Origin of the sequence: Aeromonas sp. SE22, assembly GCF_038739755.1 — a bacterium.
In the GTDB taxonomy this organism is placed as follows: domain Bacteria; phylum Pseudomonadota; class Gammaproteobacteria; order Enterobacterales; family Aeromonadaceae; genus Aeromonas; species Aeromonas jandaei.
Genome location: NZ_JBCGFD010000008.1, coordinates 104014 through 118243, shown reverse-complemented (window position 1 = coordinate 118243; position 14230 = coordinate 104014). Strand labels below are relative to the sequence as shown.

The window sequence follows — 14230 nt, the reverse complement described above, 5'->3', positions numbered from 1 at the left end:
AATGAGGCCTTGTTTGTTTTGTGGCGAAGCGCGCTGCCGTTAATGGCCCGGCCGCTTGACCGGCTGCACCACGTAGTGACCGAGGAACTCCGCCGCCAGCTTGCTGCCGCTGAACAGCTGGATATTGAGGCTGAAGGTGGCAGGCTCGCCCCGTTTGAGCGGCTGCAGCACGGCGGGCATCCCCTCGCGGGCCACCCGCGCCTCCGGCTCCTCATCGACCGGGCCATGATATTTGATGGTGCTCTCGGCCAGCACAGGTTCGCCCACCAGCCCCTCCTCTTTAAGTTGCAGCCAGATCAGCCCCCAGCCCGCCAGCACGCACTGGCTGTAGACACTGCCGGCAAACATGCTGCCATGCACGTTGAGGTTGGCCGCCAGATTGGCCTTGAGGTGGAAGGTCTGACCATCGTAGTGGCTGATGTGCATCCCCATCTTCTCGCTGATGGGCACCCCGCGCGACCAGCGGGTGGTGAGATCCTGACACCACTCCGGGCGGTACTGAATAGTCTGCAACGGGCTCAGGGATTTGATCATCTGGCGATGGGGAATGCGGCCGAAGGAGACGGGGCCGCCCCCCACTTCGAGAAAACCGCACTTGCGATAGAACTCCACCGCCTCCTGACGGGCGTTCATCACCAGTCGTTTCACCTTCTCGCTGCGGGCCAGCTGCTCGAGATCCTCCACCATTTTGGCGCCCAGCCCCTGGCCGCGATATTCGGGACGCAGCGCCATAAAGCGGATCTGCGCCTCATCGCCGCCGATAAAGAGGCGCCCCACCGCGATGGGGGTGCCATCAGGGGCCAGCATCAGCCGGTGAATGGCAACGGTGTCGTATTCGTCCCGCTCGGAACCGACGGGCAGATTGAAGGGCTTACGCAGAAGTTCCCAGCGCAACTGGTAATAGGCATCTAGCTCGGCTGCCGTTTGGGGGGTGACCACCCGGTACATAGATCGATCCTTGAGTTACACTGGTCGGAAACCATCTTGCCGTGCAAATTCATGGACTTCAATCTGCAAGCGTACCAAGCCGATAACTTGTTGCACCTCAGCGTCAAACCCCAGCGCCGCCTCACCGTGCAGGAAAATGACCAGCACCGCTGGCTGGAGATAGACGGCGTGGTGCAATCCGCCATGTCGCTCGCCGACCCCGCCGCCCTCTGTCTGCCCCATCAGCGGGTCATCGCCTGCCTGCTGCCGGAACAGGCCGGGCAGATCCTCGAACTGGGGCTGGGTGGCGGCGATCTCACCCGCCATCTGAGTCAACGCTGGCCCGATGCACGCCACGAGTGCGTTGACCTCGACGAAGAGGTACTGACCGTTTATCAGCAGTTTTTCCAGCATCTGGAGAGCGATGAACGCGCCGCTCCGGCACTCCATCAGGCCGATGCCCTCGCCTTTCTGGAGCAGAGCGAGCAGCAGTACGATCTCATCCTGCTCGATCTCTTCAGTCAGGATGGCAACCCGCTGCTGCTGTTTCAGGAGCGGCTCTACCGAGCGCTGGCTCCCCGCCTCTGCGGCACTCTGGTCATCAATCTGTTGCCGCGCACCGAGCTGGAGCTAACCCACGCCCTGACGCTGATCGAGCAGTGGATTGGCCCGGCTACCCCCTATCCGGTCGCAGGGCTCATCAACGTGATTGTCCACGTCATACCACGGGATCAGGCATCCTCAGACCTGTAGCCAGAAGGTAACCGGGCCGTCGTTGACCAGCGCCACCTTCATGTCGGCGGCAAAACGCCCGGTTGCGGTCGGGATGCCGCTGGCAGCAGCCTTCGCCACGAAGTAGTCATAGAGGCGTTCAGCCTCGCTCGGGTGGGCACCGCAGGAGAAGCTGGGGCGCATCCCGCTCTTGGTATCGGCCGCCAGGGTAAACTGGGAGACCACCAGCAGGCTGCCACCGATCTGGCTGACATTGAGGTTCATCTTGCCATTCTCGTCACTGAAGACCCGATAGCCGCTCACCTTGTGCAGCAGTTTGTCGGCCTTGGCCTCGTCATCCCCCTGCTCCACCCCGAGCAGCACCAGCAGCCCCTGACCGATGGCGCCGGTCACCTCCCCCTCGACGGTCACGCTGGCCTCGCTGACCCGCTGAATCAGTGCAATCACATCCCTCTCCTCTCAAAACAGAACGACCGCCCCGGCTCGATTGCAGGGGCGGTCGTCGATGCTACCAATAAACCGGTGGCCAAGGCGATGGCTTAGCCCAGCTCTTCACTGGCTGGCTTCTCGTATTCACCGAGGCAGGCGGTGGTTTCCGCGCCAAGCAGCACCACCAGCCAACTCAAATAGACCCAGACAAACAGGATCGGGATGGTGGCCAGCGCGCCGTAGATGGCCTGATAGGAGGGGAAGCTGGTGATGTAGATGGCAAAGCCGCGCTTGGCCAGCTCGAACAGGGTCGCCGCCACCAGCGCGCCGATAAAGGCGTGGGCCAGCCGTACCTTGCAGTTCGGTACCACGGTATAGACCAGCAGGAAGGTGAGCACTGAAAAGAGGAATGGCAAGCCGCGCAGCAGCAGATAGCCGATGCCGAACAGGCTCTCGGCGCCAAACAGCCGCAGCGAGAAGATGTAGGAGGAGATGGCGATGCTGGCACCGATAAGCACGGGCCCCAGGGTGAGGATCATCCAGTACATGGCAAACGCCTGCGCCAGCGGACGGCCCTGAGTCGAACGCCAGATGTAGTTGAGGTTCTTGTCGATGGCGGAGATCAGCATCAGCGCCACCACCACCAGCGCCCCGATCCCCACCGCCGTGGTGTTGGTGGCATTGGCGACGAAGCCGTCGATGTACTCCTTGAGCACCTCTCCCGCCGTCGGTACGAAGTTGTGGTAGACGAACTGCTCCATCGCCTGCTTGAGGCTCTGGAACACCGGGAAAGCGGACATCATGCCAAAGACCACGGCGATCATCGGCACCAGTGAAAGCAGGGTGACATAGGCCAGATAACCGGCGGTGACCGTCAATCGGTCCTGCTGGAAACGGCCCCAGACAAACTGGGCAAAGTGGCGACCATCATGGCGCAAGAAGGAGAGGGCGTGGGCCAAACGGCCGCTGACAGGCTGCTGCATCTTGATTCTCGTTAGCGTCATAGTGGCAATATTGTGTCAGAGGAGAGCGCTGTTTGACCACCTTTGAACCCGATTTGCCTCCATCCCCCCCAACCTGTCACCCGTATGGCGTCTCTGTCTGTCGCCAGAAGCAGAGATAAAAACGGCCCCGCTATGGGGCCGTTTGCAATGCCGGATTACAGCATGTAATCCGCGGGCAGCTCGATGCGGGCGACGCCGGAGGCCACCGCCGCCAGCGCCACGGCGCGGGCAACCCGCGGCAGCAGACGGGCATCCATCGGCTTGGGAATGACGTAATCCTTGCCGAAGGCGAGCTCGCTCACCCCGGCGGCGGTCAGAACCTCGGCCGGCACCGGCTCCTTGGCCAGCGCACGGATCGCCTCGACCGCGGCAATCTTCATGGCATCGTTGATGCGGCTGGCACGGGCGTCGAGGGCACCGCGGAAGATGAAGGGGAAGCAGAGCACGTTGTTGATCTGGTTCGGGTAGTCGGAGCGACCGGTGCCCATGATGAGGTCGCTGCGCACCCCGTGGGCCAGCGCCGGCTTGATCTCCGGATCCGGGTTGGAACAGGCGAAGATCACTGGATTGGGCGCCATCAGGGCGACCGCCTCGGCGGGCAGCACATCGGGGCCGGAAACACCGACAAACACATCCGCCCCTTCGATAACATCCATCAGAGTGCGCAGCGGGGTCTCGTTGGCGAAGCGCTGCTTGTACTTGTTGAGATCGCTGCGGCCGGTGTGGATGACCCCCTGACGATCCAGCATGAAGATGTTGTGCGCTCTGGCGCCACACTTGATCAGCAGGTCCATGCAGGCGGTGGCGGCAGCCCCCGCCCCCATGCAGACGATGCGGCTGTCGCTGATGAGCTTGCCCTGGATCTCCAGCGCATTGAGCAGACCGGCGGCGGTGACGATGGCAGTACCGTGCTGGTCATCATGGAACACCGGAATATCGCAGCGCTCGATCAGCGCCTGCTCGATCTCGAAACACTCCGGTGCCTTGATATCTTCCAGATTGATACCGCCGAAGGTATCGGCGATTGCCGCCACCGTGTCGATGAACTGCTGGCTGGTCTCGTGCTTCACCTCAATGTCGATAGCGTCGATGCCGGCGAAGCGCTTGAACAGCAGGGCCTTGCCTTCCATCACCGGCTTGGAGGCGAGCGGCCCCAGATTGCCCAGCCCAAGAATGGCAGTGCCGTTGGAGATGACGGCCACCAGATTGCCCTTGCCGGTATAGCGGTAGGCATCGGCCGGGTTGGCAGCGATCTCGCGCACCGGCTCGGCAACCCCCGGGCTGTAGGCCAGCGCCAGATCGCGGGCGGTTTCGGCGGGTTTGGTCAGGGCGATGGCAATTTTGCCCGGTACGGGCTGAGCGTGGTAATCGAGTGCTTCTTGACGCAGATCGGACATGGGGGACCCCGATGTGGTTGGTGCAAATGAGGTGCCGGCAGGGGGCACGCAGAAGGGCGGGGATCATAAAAGAAAGCGGTGGGCATGCCCAGCAGATCATGCTGCCATTAGCCAGATCAGACCAGTTCGTTTAGCACCATCCCCCAGTCACAGATACCACTTTAGTTATAGATCCTGCACTGCAGGTGCAAAAAATGGCGGCAAGTTACCCTGCCGCCATCATGTGACCCTGCGTGCCGATTACTGACCCGAGTAGACCGGCAGCAAGTTCGCCATCGCGAGGAAGTGGAACAGTGCGGTCGCCAGTCCGAACAGGATCAGCAGCCAGGCCACCAGCTTGCCACCCGGGGTGACGAAATGCGGGGCTGCGCTGCCACTGGCAGCCCGGGCGCGGAACTTCAGCACCAGCAGCGCCGGAATAAGACAGGTCCACACAGTGGCCACTGCGCCGGCATAACCGATGGCCAGCAGGAAGCCAAACGGGAAGAGCAGCGAGAGCAGCAGCGGTGGCAGGAAGGTAACAGCCCAGCTCTTGCAGCGACCGGCACGGCTGTTGTCGAACTTGAACAGATCCGCCAGATAGTCGAACACCCCGAGCCCCACCCCGATAAAGGAGGAGAGAATGGCCGCCATGGAGAAGCCGTTGATGGCACTGGCCACCCGCTCCGACTCGATGACGCCGGAGAGCGCCTTCAGCAACACGTTCACATCGCCGCCCTGGGCAATCACGGGGGCGAACTCCTGACGAGGCAGGTTGCCGAAGATCCCCAGCAGCCAGAGCACATAGAGCGCCAGCGCGATCAGGGTTCCCCCCAGAATCGCCCACTTTGCCTGCCGTTCGTTCTGGTAGTAGGCGCGCAGGGAGGCAACCGAGTGGTGATAGCCAAACGAGGTGAGCGCCACCGGCAGCATCGCCATCGCATAGGGGGCGTAGTGACTCTCACCACCAGCCAGATCGAGCAGGGTCGGCAGCTTGATATGGCCGAGCAAACCGGTCACACCGAGGGCGAAGCTGATGATCATGAAGGCGATCAGCACCACAGAGATGCGGTCAACGGCGCGGGTCGAGTGCCAGACCACCAGCGAAAAAACTGCCACGAACAGCACGGAAGCGAGCTTGCTGTCGATCCCCAGAATCCCCTGCAGGATGGCGCCCGAGGAAGTAATGTAGGCGTAGAGCAGAATGCCGCCGACAAAGTAGACCGAGAGATTGTTGAAGAAGTTGAGCCGCTCCCCCAGCAGTTCGCGGGTCACGGTATTGAAGGAGACGCGCATGTCGTGGTGCTGGAAGGCTTCCAGCAGCATCCAGCCGGAGAGGGTCATCATCACCATGGTGACGGTCAGTGCCAGCACCGACCAGAGGGTCCAGGCCCCCGCCCCCGAACTCGGCAGACCGAGCATGCCAGCCCCCACGCAGACGCTGGCGATAATGCAGGCGCCCCCCAAAATTGATGGTTTTTTCTTCATAATCCCTTCTTTTTTCTGACTGGTTATCTATCCGCGGTAAACAAGACCGCGGCATGATGCCAGCCTTTGCCCGGGGAAGCACCTCAATATGGGCCAAAGGGAGGGCCTGACGTGTACAGCCAGCGCCATCCGAGCGAAGAAAGGAGGCTCAATTCATTACGGGGATACCGGCTTTTGCCTCCGCCTCTCGAGCGATGGCCTCGGTCATTCCCTGAAAGATGAAGAGATGAAACGGCAGCATGGCGAGCCAGTAAGCCAGCCCCCAGGCGCCCTGCGGATGCCAGTGGGCTGTGACCCGGATGCGGGTCAACCCGGACTCCTCCGGCAGGATGTTGAACTCCAGCCGGCCGACGCCCGGGGCCTTCATGTTGAACAGCAGATCGAGCCTGCGCCCCTCATCCACCCCGAGGATCTGCCAGGAGTCGAGCATGTCACCCTTCACGAAGCGATCGGGATTGCTGCGGCCACGGGTGCGGGCCGGGCCGCCGATCAGGTGATCCATCCATTCGCGCACCACCCACAGCTGGTTCATGTAGAAGTAGCGCTTCTCGCCCCCCAGCTGCTGCAACACCTGCCACACCACCTCGGGGGAGGCGAGACATATGGCATCGCCGCTGGCGGTACGGTCATAGAAGCCATATTCGGGATGGCGCCAGCGCAGGCCGAGCGGCGTCTCCTGCCCCTGCTGTTCGGCACCCAGCTTCTGCTCCAGCGCCAGACTCTCGGCCAGCGCCTCGTCAAAACTGAGCAGGGTCTGCGGCAGCAGGGCACGCAGCGGGCCATCATCGGCCGGAATATCGTGCTTGAGGCCACCCACCAGCGCCTTGGCCACCGGCTGCGGCACCGAGGTGACAAACTGCAGCCACCAGGCGGAGAGACGCGGACTCAGAAACGGGATGGGAATGATGGGACAGCGCTTGCCGATATGGGCGGCGAACTTCTGCAACTGCTGCTGATAGCTGAGCAGCTCGGGGCCGACCGCATTGAAAATGCGGCCATCCACCTCGTCGGCCTCTACCAGCCCGCCCAGATAGTGCAACAGGTTTGACAGCGCAATCGGCGGCGTGCGCGAGCGCACCCATTTGGGCGTCACCATCAGCGGCAGGTTGAATACCAGATCCCGCATCACCTCGAACGCCGCCGAACCGGGCCCGATGATGATGCCGGCGCGCAGTTCCACCGTCGGCACGCCGGAGTCACGAAACAACTCGCCACAGTGGCGGCGGGAGTTGAGATGGCGGCTGTTGCACTGCTCCGGCTGGATCGCCCCGAGATAGATGATGCGGCGCACCCCGGCAGCACGAGCGGCGGCAGCGAAGTTCTTTACCCCCTGCTGCTCCAGCCGGTGAAAATCAGCCCCCGCCCCCATGGCATGCACCAGATAGAAGACGGTATCTATGCCCGCCAGCGCAGGCAGCAGGGTGATTGGTTTGAGGCTGTCGGCGAGGCGAAACTCGACCCCCTCAGGCAAGCGGCAGGGACGGCGCGCCCCGGCAATCACCCTGTAGCCCAGCGTTTGCAGGTGAGGCACCAGATAGGAGCCTATATAGCCCGCCGCCCCCATCACCAGACAGTTTCTCATCCTCTCTCCCCTTCCCTTGTCGTCCCGGCTACCGGGCTGGCAACCTGAATGCCCATCATCCAGCCTCACCATCACTTTGCAACATGGAACTAACAATTCTGCCTGTTAGTCCGATTTGGTGTTAATCCCGGTTCATTGTCTGGTCGATAACTGACCAGATGTATAGCGCCGAGGGCGAAGATATGCGCATCGATCACTATGACCTCCAGGGGGAGGTGCAATACCGGCAGCAACAGGCGCAGGCCCGCAAGGTGCGCAGACTGGGGTCAGTCGCGCCGCAGGCCAATAGTACCAACGGAACGGCCGCCACACCGCCATCCGGCGAGCAGCGAACCACCCTGATGCAAGCCAGTGCCCTGACGTTGCAAGCCAGCAGCCGGAGCAATACCCAGACTCCCCCGCAAACCGCAGCCGCGCCAGCCAAGGCGGAGGGGGGCAAAAATCAGGAGGAGAACGGCGTTCCCAACGACGGGCTCGACAACCACCAGCGGCTTATCAAGCTGATGATCGAAGCGATGCTGGGCCACGAGATAGAGCTGCCGGATCCGATCAAACCGACCGACCAGAGCGCTGAGGGGGTGAACTCCCCGACGGGCGACAGCAGTCAACCCGCCGCCGAGCCGGATCAACTGGTGGAAGTAACCGACAGCCTACTGCAAAAGGAGCAGCTCAACGTAGTCGCCTCGGCCAGCATAGAGACTCAGGATGGCCAGAGTCTACAACTTGATCTGGGTTTTGTGCTGGACTGGCGCCAGCTCGATATCAGCAAGCGCCGCACTACCCTCAATGCCCTCAAGGATCCGCTGGTGCTCAGTCTGGATGGAAAAATCGCCGGCCTGACCGACGCCCGGGTCAAGTTCGACATCGATCAGGATGGCAAAGAGGACAGCCTGCCGGGCCTGAGTGAAGGGAGCGGCTTTGTGGCGCTGGATCGCAACGGCAACGGCACCATAGATGACGGCGGCGAGCTGTTCGGGGCCCGCTCCGGCAATGGCTTCGGCGAGCTGACGACCCTGGATGAGGATGGCAACGGGGTGCTGGACGAGCGGGATAGCCAGTTCTCGGCGCTGCAGTTCTGGCAGCCGGAACACTCCCCCATCGCTCTGGTGGAGCTGGGGATCGGCGCCATCCTGCTCCATCCCCTCGACACCCCCTTCAACCATCTGGGGGAAAGCGGCAATCAGGGGGTGCTGCGCCAGTCCGGCCTCTATGTGACCGAACAGGGCAAGGGCGGCTGGGTACAGCAGGTCGACCTGCGGGTCTGAAACCGGCACCCGCATGGCAAAACCCGGTCGCTGACGAAGCGCGCCAGCGACCGCTTCACCATCAGCGACAAGAGCCTGGCTCAGTTCAGCTCGGTGGGGTCGATGTCGAGGCTCCAGCGTACCCGCTTGGTCTCGGGCCACCCCTCCAGCTCCTTCACCGCCCAATCGAGCAGCTGGGCCAGTGGCGCACGGTTCGGCCCCTGCACCAGTAACTGCATGCGGAACTTGCCCGCCTTGCGCTCCATAAAGCCGCTGATGGGCCCGAGCACCTGAACATGGGGATAGCGGGCGCTGCGCAGGGTATCGGCGAGGCGGCTGAGGAACAGCTGCACCTCGTCACGGCCGTTGGCCTCGGCCCGAAACAGTCCCTGATAGCTAAACGGCGGCAGCCCCAGCAGGCTACGCTCTTTCAGCGCCGTGTCGGCGAAGTGGCCATAGCCGTTCTGGGTCAGATCCTGCAGCAGGGCGTGCTCGGGATGATGGCTCTGCAACACCACCAACCCAGGCTTGCTGGCGCGACCGGCACGGCCCGCCACCTGGGTGTAGAGCTGGGCCAGCTTCTCGGCGGCGCGAAAATCGGCGCTGAATAGCGCGCCATCCACATCCAGCAGCCCTACCAGAGTCACATCCGGGAAGTGGTGGCCCTTGGCCAGCATCTGGGTACCGATCAGGATCTTGTACTTGCCCGCCTTGATGTCACCGAGGTGGGTCTCCAACTCCCCCTTGCGACGGGTGTTGTCCCGATCGATGCGTACTACGGGATATTGCGGGAAAACCGTGGTGAGCAGCTGCTCCAGCTGCTCGGTGCCCACTCCCGATCCGATCAGTTCGTTGCTGCCACATTCGGGGCAGTGGTGGGGCAACGGGCGCACGCTGTCACAGTGGTGGCAGTGCAGCCGTCGTCCGGCCTGATGCCAGGTGTACCAGGCGTCACAGCGCTCGCAGGCGGCACTCCAGCCGCACTGGTGGCAAATAAGAGCCGGGGCATAGCCACGGCGGTTGAGAAACAGCATCACCTGATTGCCCGCCGCCAGATGCTCCGCCATCAACTGCTCCAGCTGGGGAGAGAGCCCCGCCTGCAGCCGCACGTTCTTGATGTCCAGGATCACCTGACGGGCAGTCTGGGCATTGCCGGCACGGCGAGTGAGTGTGAGGTGGTGATACTTGCCGGTTCGAGCGTTGTGCAATGTCTCCAGCGACGGGGTGGCCGAGCCAAGCAAGATGGGGATGCCGGCACGATGAGCCCGCATCACCGCCAGATCCCGCGCATGGTAGCGAAAACCGTCCTGCTGCTTGAAGGAGCCGTCGTGCTCCTCGTCGATGATGATGATGCCGAGGTTGTGAAACGGGGTGAACACCGCGGAGCGGGTGCCGATCAGGATGGCAGCGCCGCCGTCGCGGCAGGCGAGCCAGGCATCGAGCCGCTCCCGATCGTTCATGGCCGAGTTCATCGCCACCACCGGCACGTTGAAGCGGCGCCGGAAGCGGTTGATGGTCTGTGGAGTGAGGCCGATCTCCGGCACCATCACCAGCGCCTGCTTGCCCGCCTTGAGCAGCGGCTCGAGGATGCTCAGGTAAACTTCGGTCTTACCGGAACCTGTGATGCCGTCCAGCAGGAAGGCACCGAACTTGTCGCTCTGGCTGGTAACGGCAGAGACGGCCAGTGCTTGCTCGCCGTTGAGGCGCAGCCCCTCCCCCGGCTCAAAACGGGCAGCCCAATCGCCATCGTGGCTCGGCTCCAGCGAACGCTTCTCCAACAGCCCCTTCTTCTCCAGCGCAGTGAGGGCTGCGCTCTGGATCTCCTCCTGCTTGAGGGCTGATGGCGTCTGCGGCCCCTTACGCAGCAGGGCGAGCACCTGCTGCTGCTTGGCCGCCCGCTTGAGCTCGTTGAGATCGATGGCCATGCCAGCATCGGTCGCAAACCAGAACTCCAGCTCGCGATAGGCGGCAGGCTCCCCCTTGCGCACCAGCACCGGCAGGGCGTGCGGTAACACCTCTCCCAGCGGGTGCTGGTAGTAGCTGGCACTCCAGTTCATCAGCGCCAGAATGTCGGGCCCCAGCACAGGCGCCCCATCGAGGACGCGCTTGATGGGTTTGAGCTTGTTGAGCTGCACCTGGCTCTCGGCCGGGTGATCCACCACCAGACCGACCAGGGTCTGCGGGCCGAAAGGGATCTCGACCCGACAACCGGGAGCAGGTAACGGCAGGGGGGAGAGATAGTCGAAATGACGGCGTAGCGGCACCGGTACAGCCACACGAACCAGATCCAGCGTTTGGGAAGAATTCACCAGAGGTTGCCTATTTTTTCTGCGAAGCCACTTGCCTGATCTCAGGCATTTCCTATATTATTCGCAGCCTTTGAAACTGTGTTCAACAATCGTGTGGTGTCCGACAAGAGATCGGATGGCGACACGGCCTATTACTTTGAGGTTGTCCATGAAAGCTGGTATCCATCCTGACTACGTAGCCATCACCGCCAAGTGCTCTTGCGGTAACGTCATCAACACTTTCTCTACCATCGGTAAAGATCTGAACCTGGACGTGTGCTCCGAGTGCCACCCGTTCTACACCGGCAAGCAGAAAGAAGTTTCTAGCGGCGGCCGCGTAGACAAGTTCAACAAGCGTTTCGGTGCGATGACTTCCAAGAAGTAATTCTACTTCTGACGAATTCTGAAAAAGACGCCTTATGGGCGTCTTTTTTGTTTCTGTGGTCTTACAATCACTCACGTTTTCCGTCCGTCAGGCTCAGTGCCCGCGCTCACGCACCCTGCGCAGATAGACATATCCCTCCCCCGGACTCCCCCAGCGCGCCTTGCCCGCCAAATCATAAGCCCGATCCAGCAGTCTGACACTGTTGGGACCAATCCAGACATGCTGCACCAGCGTGCTGGCGCCACCGAAATCGGTAGCGCAGTGACCAACCCGGGTATGACCGGCATATTCACCGGATGGCGCGCGGCTCAACCAGATCTCGCAGCCACGACGCAGAGATAGTTGCTGGGGGGTGAGGCTATCGAGCAATTCCGGGTTGTGCCAGGCGCCGGCAAAGTCGGTGGCCCGCGGCATGGTCAGCTCGGCCATCAGAATGCGTCCATCAGGACTGGGGGAGAAACGATAGATCCGCTGGCGGAAGGGGCGAACTGCACGCAGGGTCAGGTACTGCTCGGCATAGACCCAGCGATAACCCTGATAGCCACGCCAGATCTCCACCAGACGCAATTCAGCGCTGGTAAAGCGGTCGTCATATCGCGCCTGCTCCTGGCTCGAAAAATCTCCGCTGAACCAGCTGAGGAGCGGCTCCATGCCGGAAACAGTGGCCCGGGACGATACTCCTGCCGATACCAGACAGGAGCAAAATAGCCCGAATACGGCCACCAGCAACTTTGTCATCGAATCCTTCCGAATCATCATAGTGGCGGCGATTATATGAGCGAAGCTGCTCAATAACAGCCATTACGATCAAATCATTGCCACTCTGGTGAAAAAACCTCGCAAGGATGCCCGCCCGATCACTAAACCCGGTATTTCGCGACCGCCTGATTCAGCAGCTTGGCCTGCTCGTTCAGCCCCTGACTGGATCTGGCATTCTCCGCCGCCATGGCGCTCGACTCCTGCGCAATGTCGCGGATGTTGTTGACGTTGCGGTTCACCTCGTTGGCGACCAGGCTCTGCTCCTCGATCGCTGCCGCAATCTGGGTGCTCATATCCATGATGTGGGTAACATCCTGAGTGATCTGTTCCAGCAGCGCCCCCGCCACGTTGGCCTGATCGGAACTGCGACTCCCCTGCTCGCGACAGGTCGCCATCACCTCGACGATACTGCCGGTCTGCTTCTGCAGCGAGCTGATGATGCCGGCAATCTCCTGAGTCGATTTCTGGGTACGGATGGCAAGGCTACGCACCTCATCCGCCACCACCGCAAAACCGCGCCCCTGATCCCCCGCCCGTGCCGCCTCGATCGCCGCGTTGAGGGCCAATAGGTTGGTCTGCTCGGCAATACCACGGATCACGTCCAGCACCGAGCCGATGGTCTCGCTCTCTCTTTGCAACTGACCAACCTCGCGGGATGAGTGCTCAAGATTGTCAGCCAGCAGACGGATCTGGTCGACGGTGTTCTCCACCGCACTGCGCCCCTCCATCGCCTTGTTGTTGGTCGCCTGGGCATTGTTGGCGGCCTGCTCGGTATTGCGGGCGATCTCCTCTATGGTGGAACCCATCTCGGTCGAGGCGGTGGCCACCATGTCGGTCTCCTGCAGCTGGCGAGCAGCTCCCTCGCTGGTACGTTTAACGTTGTCCGACAGGTGATCTGCCGCCTCCGTCAGGGTATGCACGCTCTGTTTCACATCGCCGATCAGGTTGCGGAACCCGCCCAGCATCACATCGAGGTTACCCGCCAGTTGAGCCATTTCATCGGCTCCCTGTAGCTCGATCTTGAGGCGCAGGTCATTATCCTGGCGAATGCGATTGACGGTATCATTTACCCGGCTAATGGGACGATCGATGCTGCGACCCAGCAGCACGCTCATGATACCTATCAGTACGATGATCACCCCGCCACACATCAACATCAGGGTATTGAGGCGAGCAGTCTGCTGATCCAGCTCACCGGCGATATGCTGGTCGACGGCAGAGAACACCTGCTCGGTCTGATGAACCAGACCCCGCATCTGGTTGCGCAGCCCTTCATCCTCATTCAGCCCCAGCACCTGCATACCCTGCACCAATGCGACAAAGTCCTCCCGATACTGATTGCTGGCCTGCTCCAGCTTGCCGCGGTCGGCTTCCGGCAAGGCGGCCAGACTCTGCTGGAAACTCTTGTGCAGAGTCTGGAAACGGTCGAGATACTGGACATCTGATCGCAGCATGAAGTCTTTCTCCGCCCGTCTCAGCTGCAGCATGGTGATGAGCAACCCCTGCTGATCCAGCTTTTTGAGGCCATCTTCCACTTCATGCACGGCAGTCCGCAGCTTGCCATAGAGCCCATCCTCCGGCCCCAGACCAATCTTCTGCTGCTGGGCAACCAGCTCCAGAAACGCCTTGCCGTAAGCCGCCATCTGCTGATCCAGCCTGGCCAGATCGGCATGCACCGCAGCCAGGTTGTCGTCACGGCCCAGGGTCTCGTCCAGCTGGTGGAACTGCGTCATGACCTCATTGAAATGGTTAACGAAGCTCAGATCCTTACGCAGCAGGAAATCCTTCTCGGCCCGCCGCAGATTCAGCATGGCAATCTCCAGCCCGTCCACATTGCGCTGGGCTTGTGTCAGGCTGCGGGTAACCTGGCTCGAATAGATAAAGAGGCCGCTCAGTACCACCATGGCAATCGCAACCAGTACGGTATTCAGAATCAACTTATGACGGATCAGCACGATGCACCTCTCACCTGTACGGATGAACTGCATTGAGCTTATGCGGAAAACGTTATCCCTG

Annotated in this window: 12 protein-coding genes; 3 read left to right on the top strand and 9 right to left on the bottom strand. The window is 61.6% G+C overall.

Features of this window, described 5'->3' with window-relative positions; translation table 11 throughout:
• Positions 1-39 precede the first annotated feature (39 nt).
• On the bottom strand, positions 40-948 hold the full coding sequence (locus AAHA39_RS13840; RefSeq protein ID WP_320656286.1) for a bifunctional GNAT family N-acetyltransferase/hotdog fold thioesterase: 909 nt from the start codon (positions 946-948) through the stop codon (positions 40-42).
• A 51-nt stretch (positions 949-999) separates the two neighbouring features.
• Between AAHA39_RS13840 and AAHA39_RS13835 the strand changes: the two genes are divergently transcribed.
• Entirely contained in the window at positions 1000-1680 is a 681-nt protein-coding gene (locus AAHA39_RS13835) for a spermidine synthase (RefSeq protein WP_320656300.1), read from the top strand.
• Here AAHA39_RS13835 and dtd read toward each other — a convergent pair.
• The 5 genes from dtd to AAHA39_RS13810 form a co-directional block, all read right to left on the bottom strand.
• Positions 1669-2106: a D-aminoacyl-tRNA deacylase gene (gene dtd, locus AAHA39_RS13830; protein WP_033138812.1), complete on the bottom strand. Its 438-nt coding sequence runs from the start codon at positions 2104-2106 to the stop codon at positions 1669-1671. The two genes, AAHA39_RS13835 and dtd, sit on opposite strands and share 12 nt — an antisense overlap.
• A gap of 92 nt (positions 2107-2198) precedes the next feature.
• Positions 2199-3071 (bottom strand): virulence factor BrkB family protein, encoded by an 873-nt coding sequence (locus AAHA39_RS13825; protein ID WP_041209731.1) that lies wholly within the window; start codon positions 3069-3071, stop codon positions 2199-2201.
• A 176-nt stretch (positions 3072-3247) separates the two neighbouring features.
• The gene (locus tag AAHA39_RS13820) at positions 3248-4489 is read right to left on the bottom strand and encodes a malic enzyme-like NAD(P)-binding protein (protein ID WP_071913998.1); all 1242 of its coding nucleotides are present in this window, start codon (positions 4487-4489) and stop codon (positions 3248-3250) included.
• Between the two features lie 240 nt (positions 4490-4729).
• Entirely contained in the window at positions 4730-5956 is a 1227-nt protein-coding gene (locus tag AAHA39_RS13815; RefSeq protein ID WP_216994992.1) for an aromatic amino acid transporter, read from the bottom strand.
• A 148-nt stretch (positions 5957-6104) separates the two neighbouring features.
• Entirely contained in the window at positions 6105-7538 is a 1434-nt protein-coding gene (locus AAHA39_RS13810) for a DUF2867 domain-containing protein (RefSeq protein WP_320656285.1), read from the bottom strand.
• A 158-nt stretch (positions 7539-7696) separates the two neighbouring features.
• Between AAHA39_RS13810 and AAHA39_RS13805 the strand changes: the two genes are divergently transcribed.
• Positions 7697-8803, top strand: a complete 1107-nt coding sequence (locus AAHA39_RS13805; protein ID WP_320656284.1) for a hypothetical protein — start codon at positions 7697-7699, stop codon at positions 8801-8803.
• An 80-nt stretch (positions 8804-8883) separates the two neighbouring features.
• Here AAHA39_RS13805 and priA read toward each other — a convergent pair whose 3' ends face one another.
• Positions 8884-11091: a primosomal protein N' gene (priA, locus tag AAHA39_RS13800; protein WP_320656283.1), complete on the bottom strand. Its 2208-nt coding sequence runs from the start codon at positions 11089-11091 to the stop codon at positions 8884-8886.
• A 148-nt stretch (positions 11092-11239) separates the two neighbouring features.
• Here priA and rpmE point away from each other — a divergent pair, with 148 nt between their 5' ends.
• Positions 11240-11455 (top strand): 50S ribosomal protein L31, encoded by a 216-nt coding sequence (rpmE, locus tag AAHA39_RS13795; RefSeq protein WP_033115620.1) that lies wholly within the window; start codon positions 11240-11242, stop codon positions 11453-11455.
• Positions 11456-11548: 93 nt separating this feature from the next.
• Here rpmE and AAHA39_RS13790 read toward each other — a convergent pair whose 3' ends face one another.
• Together AAHA39_RS13790 and AAHA39_RS13785 are read right to left on the bottom strand one after the other, a co-directional pair.
• Positions 11549-12193, bottom strand: coding sequence for a chromophore lyase CpcT/CpeT (locus AAHA39_RS13790; RefSeq protein WP_320656282.1), 645 nt, complete (start codon positions 12191-12193; stop codon positions 11549-11551).
• Between the two features lie 122 nt (positions 12194-12315).
• Positions 12316-14169 carry a methyl-accepting chemotaxis protein gene (locus AAHA39_RS13785; RefSeq protein ID WP_320656281.1) on the bottom strand — a complete coding sequence of 618 codons (1854 nt, stop codon included), beginning with the start codon at positions 14167-14169 and terminating at the stop codon, positions 12316-12318.
• Between the last annotated feature and the right edge of the window lie 61 nt (positions 14170-14230).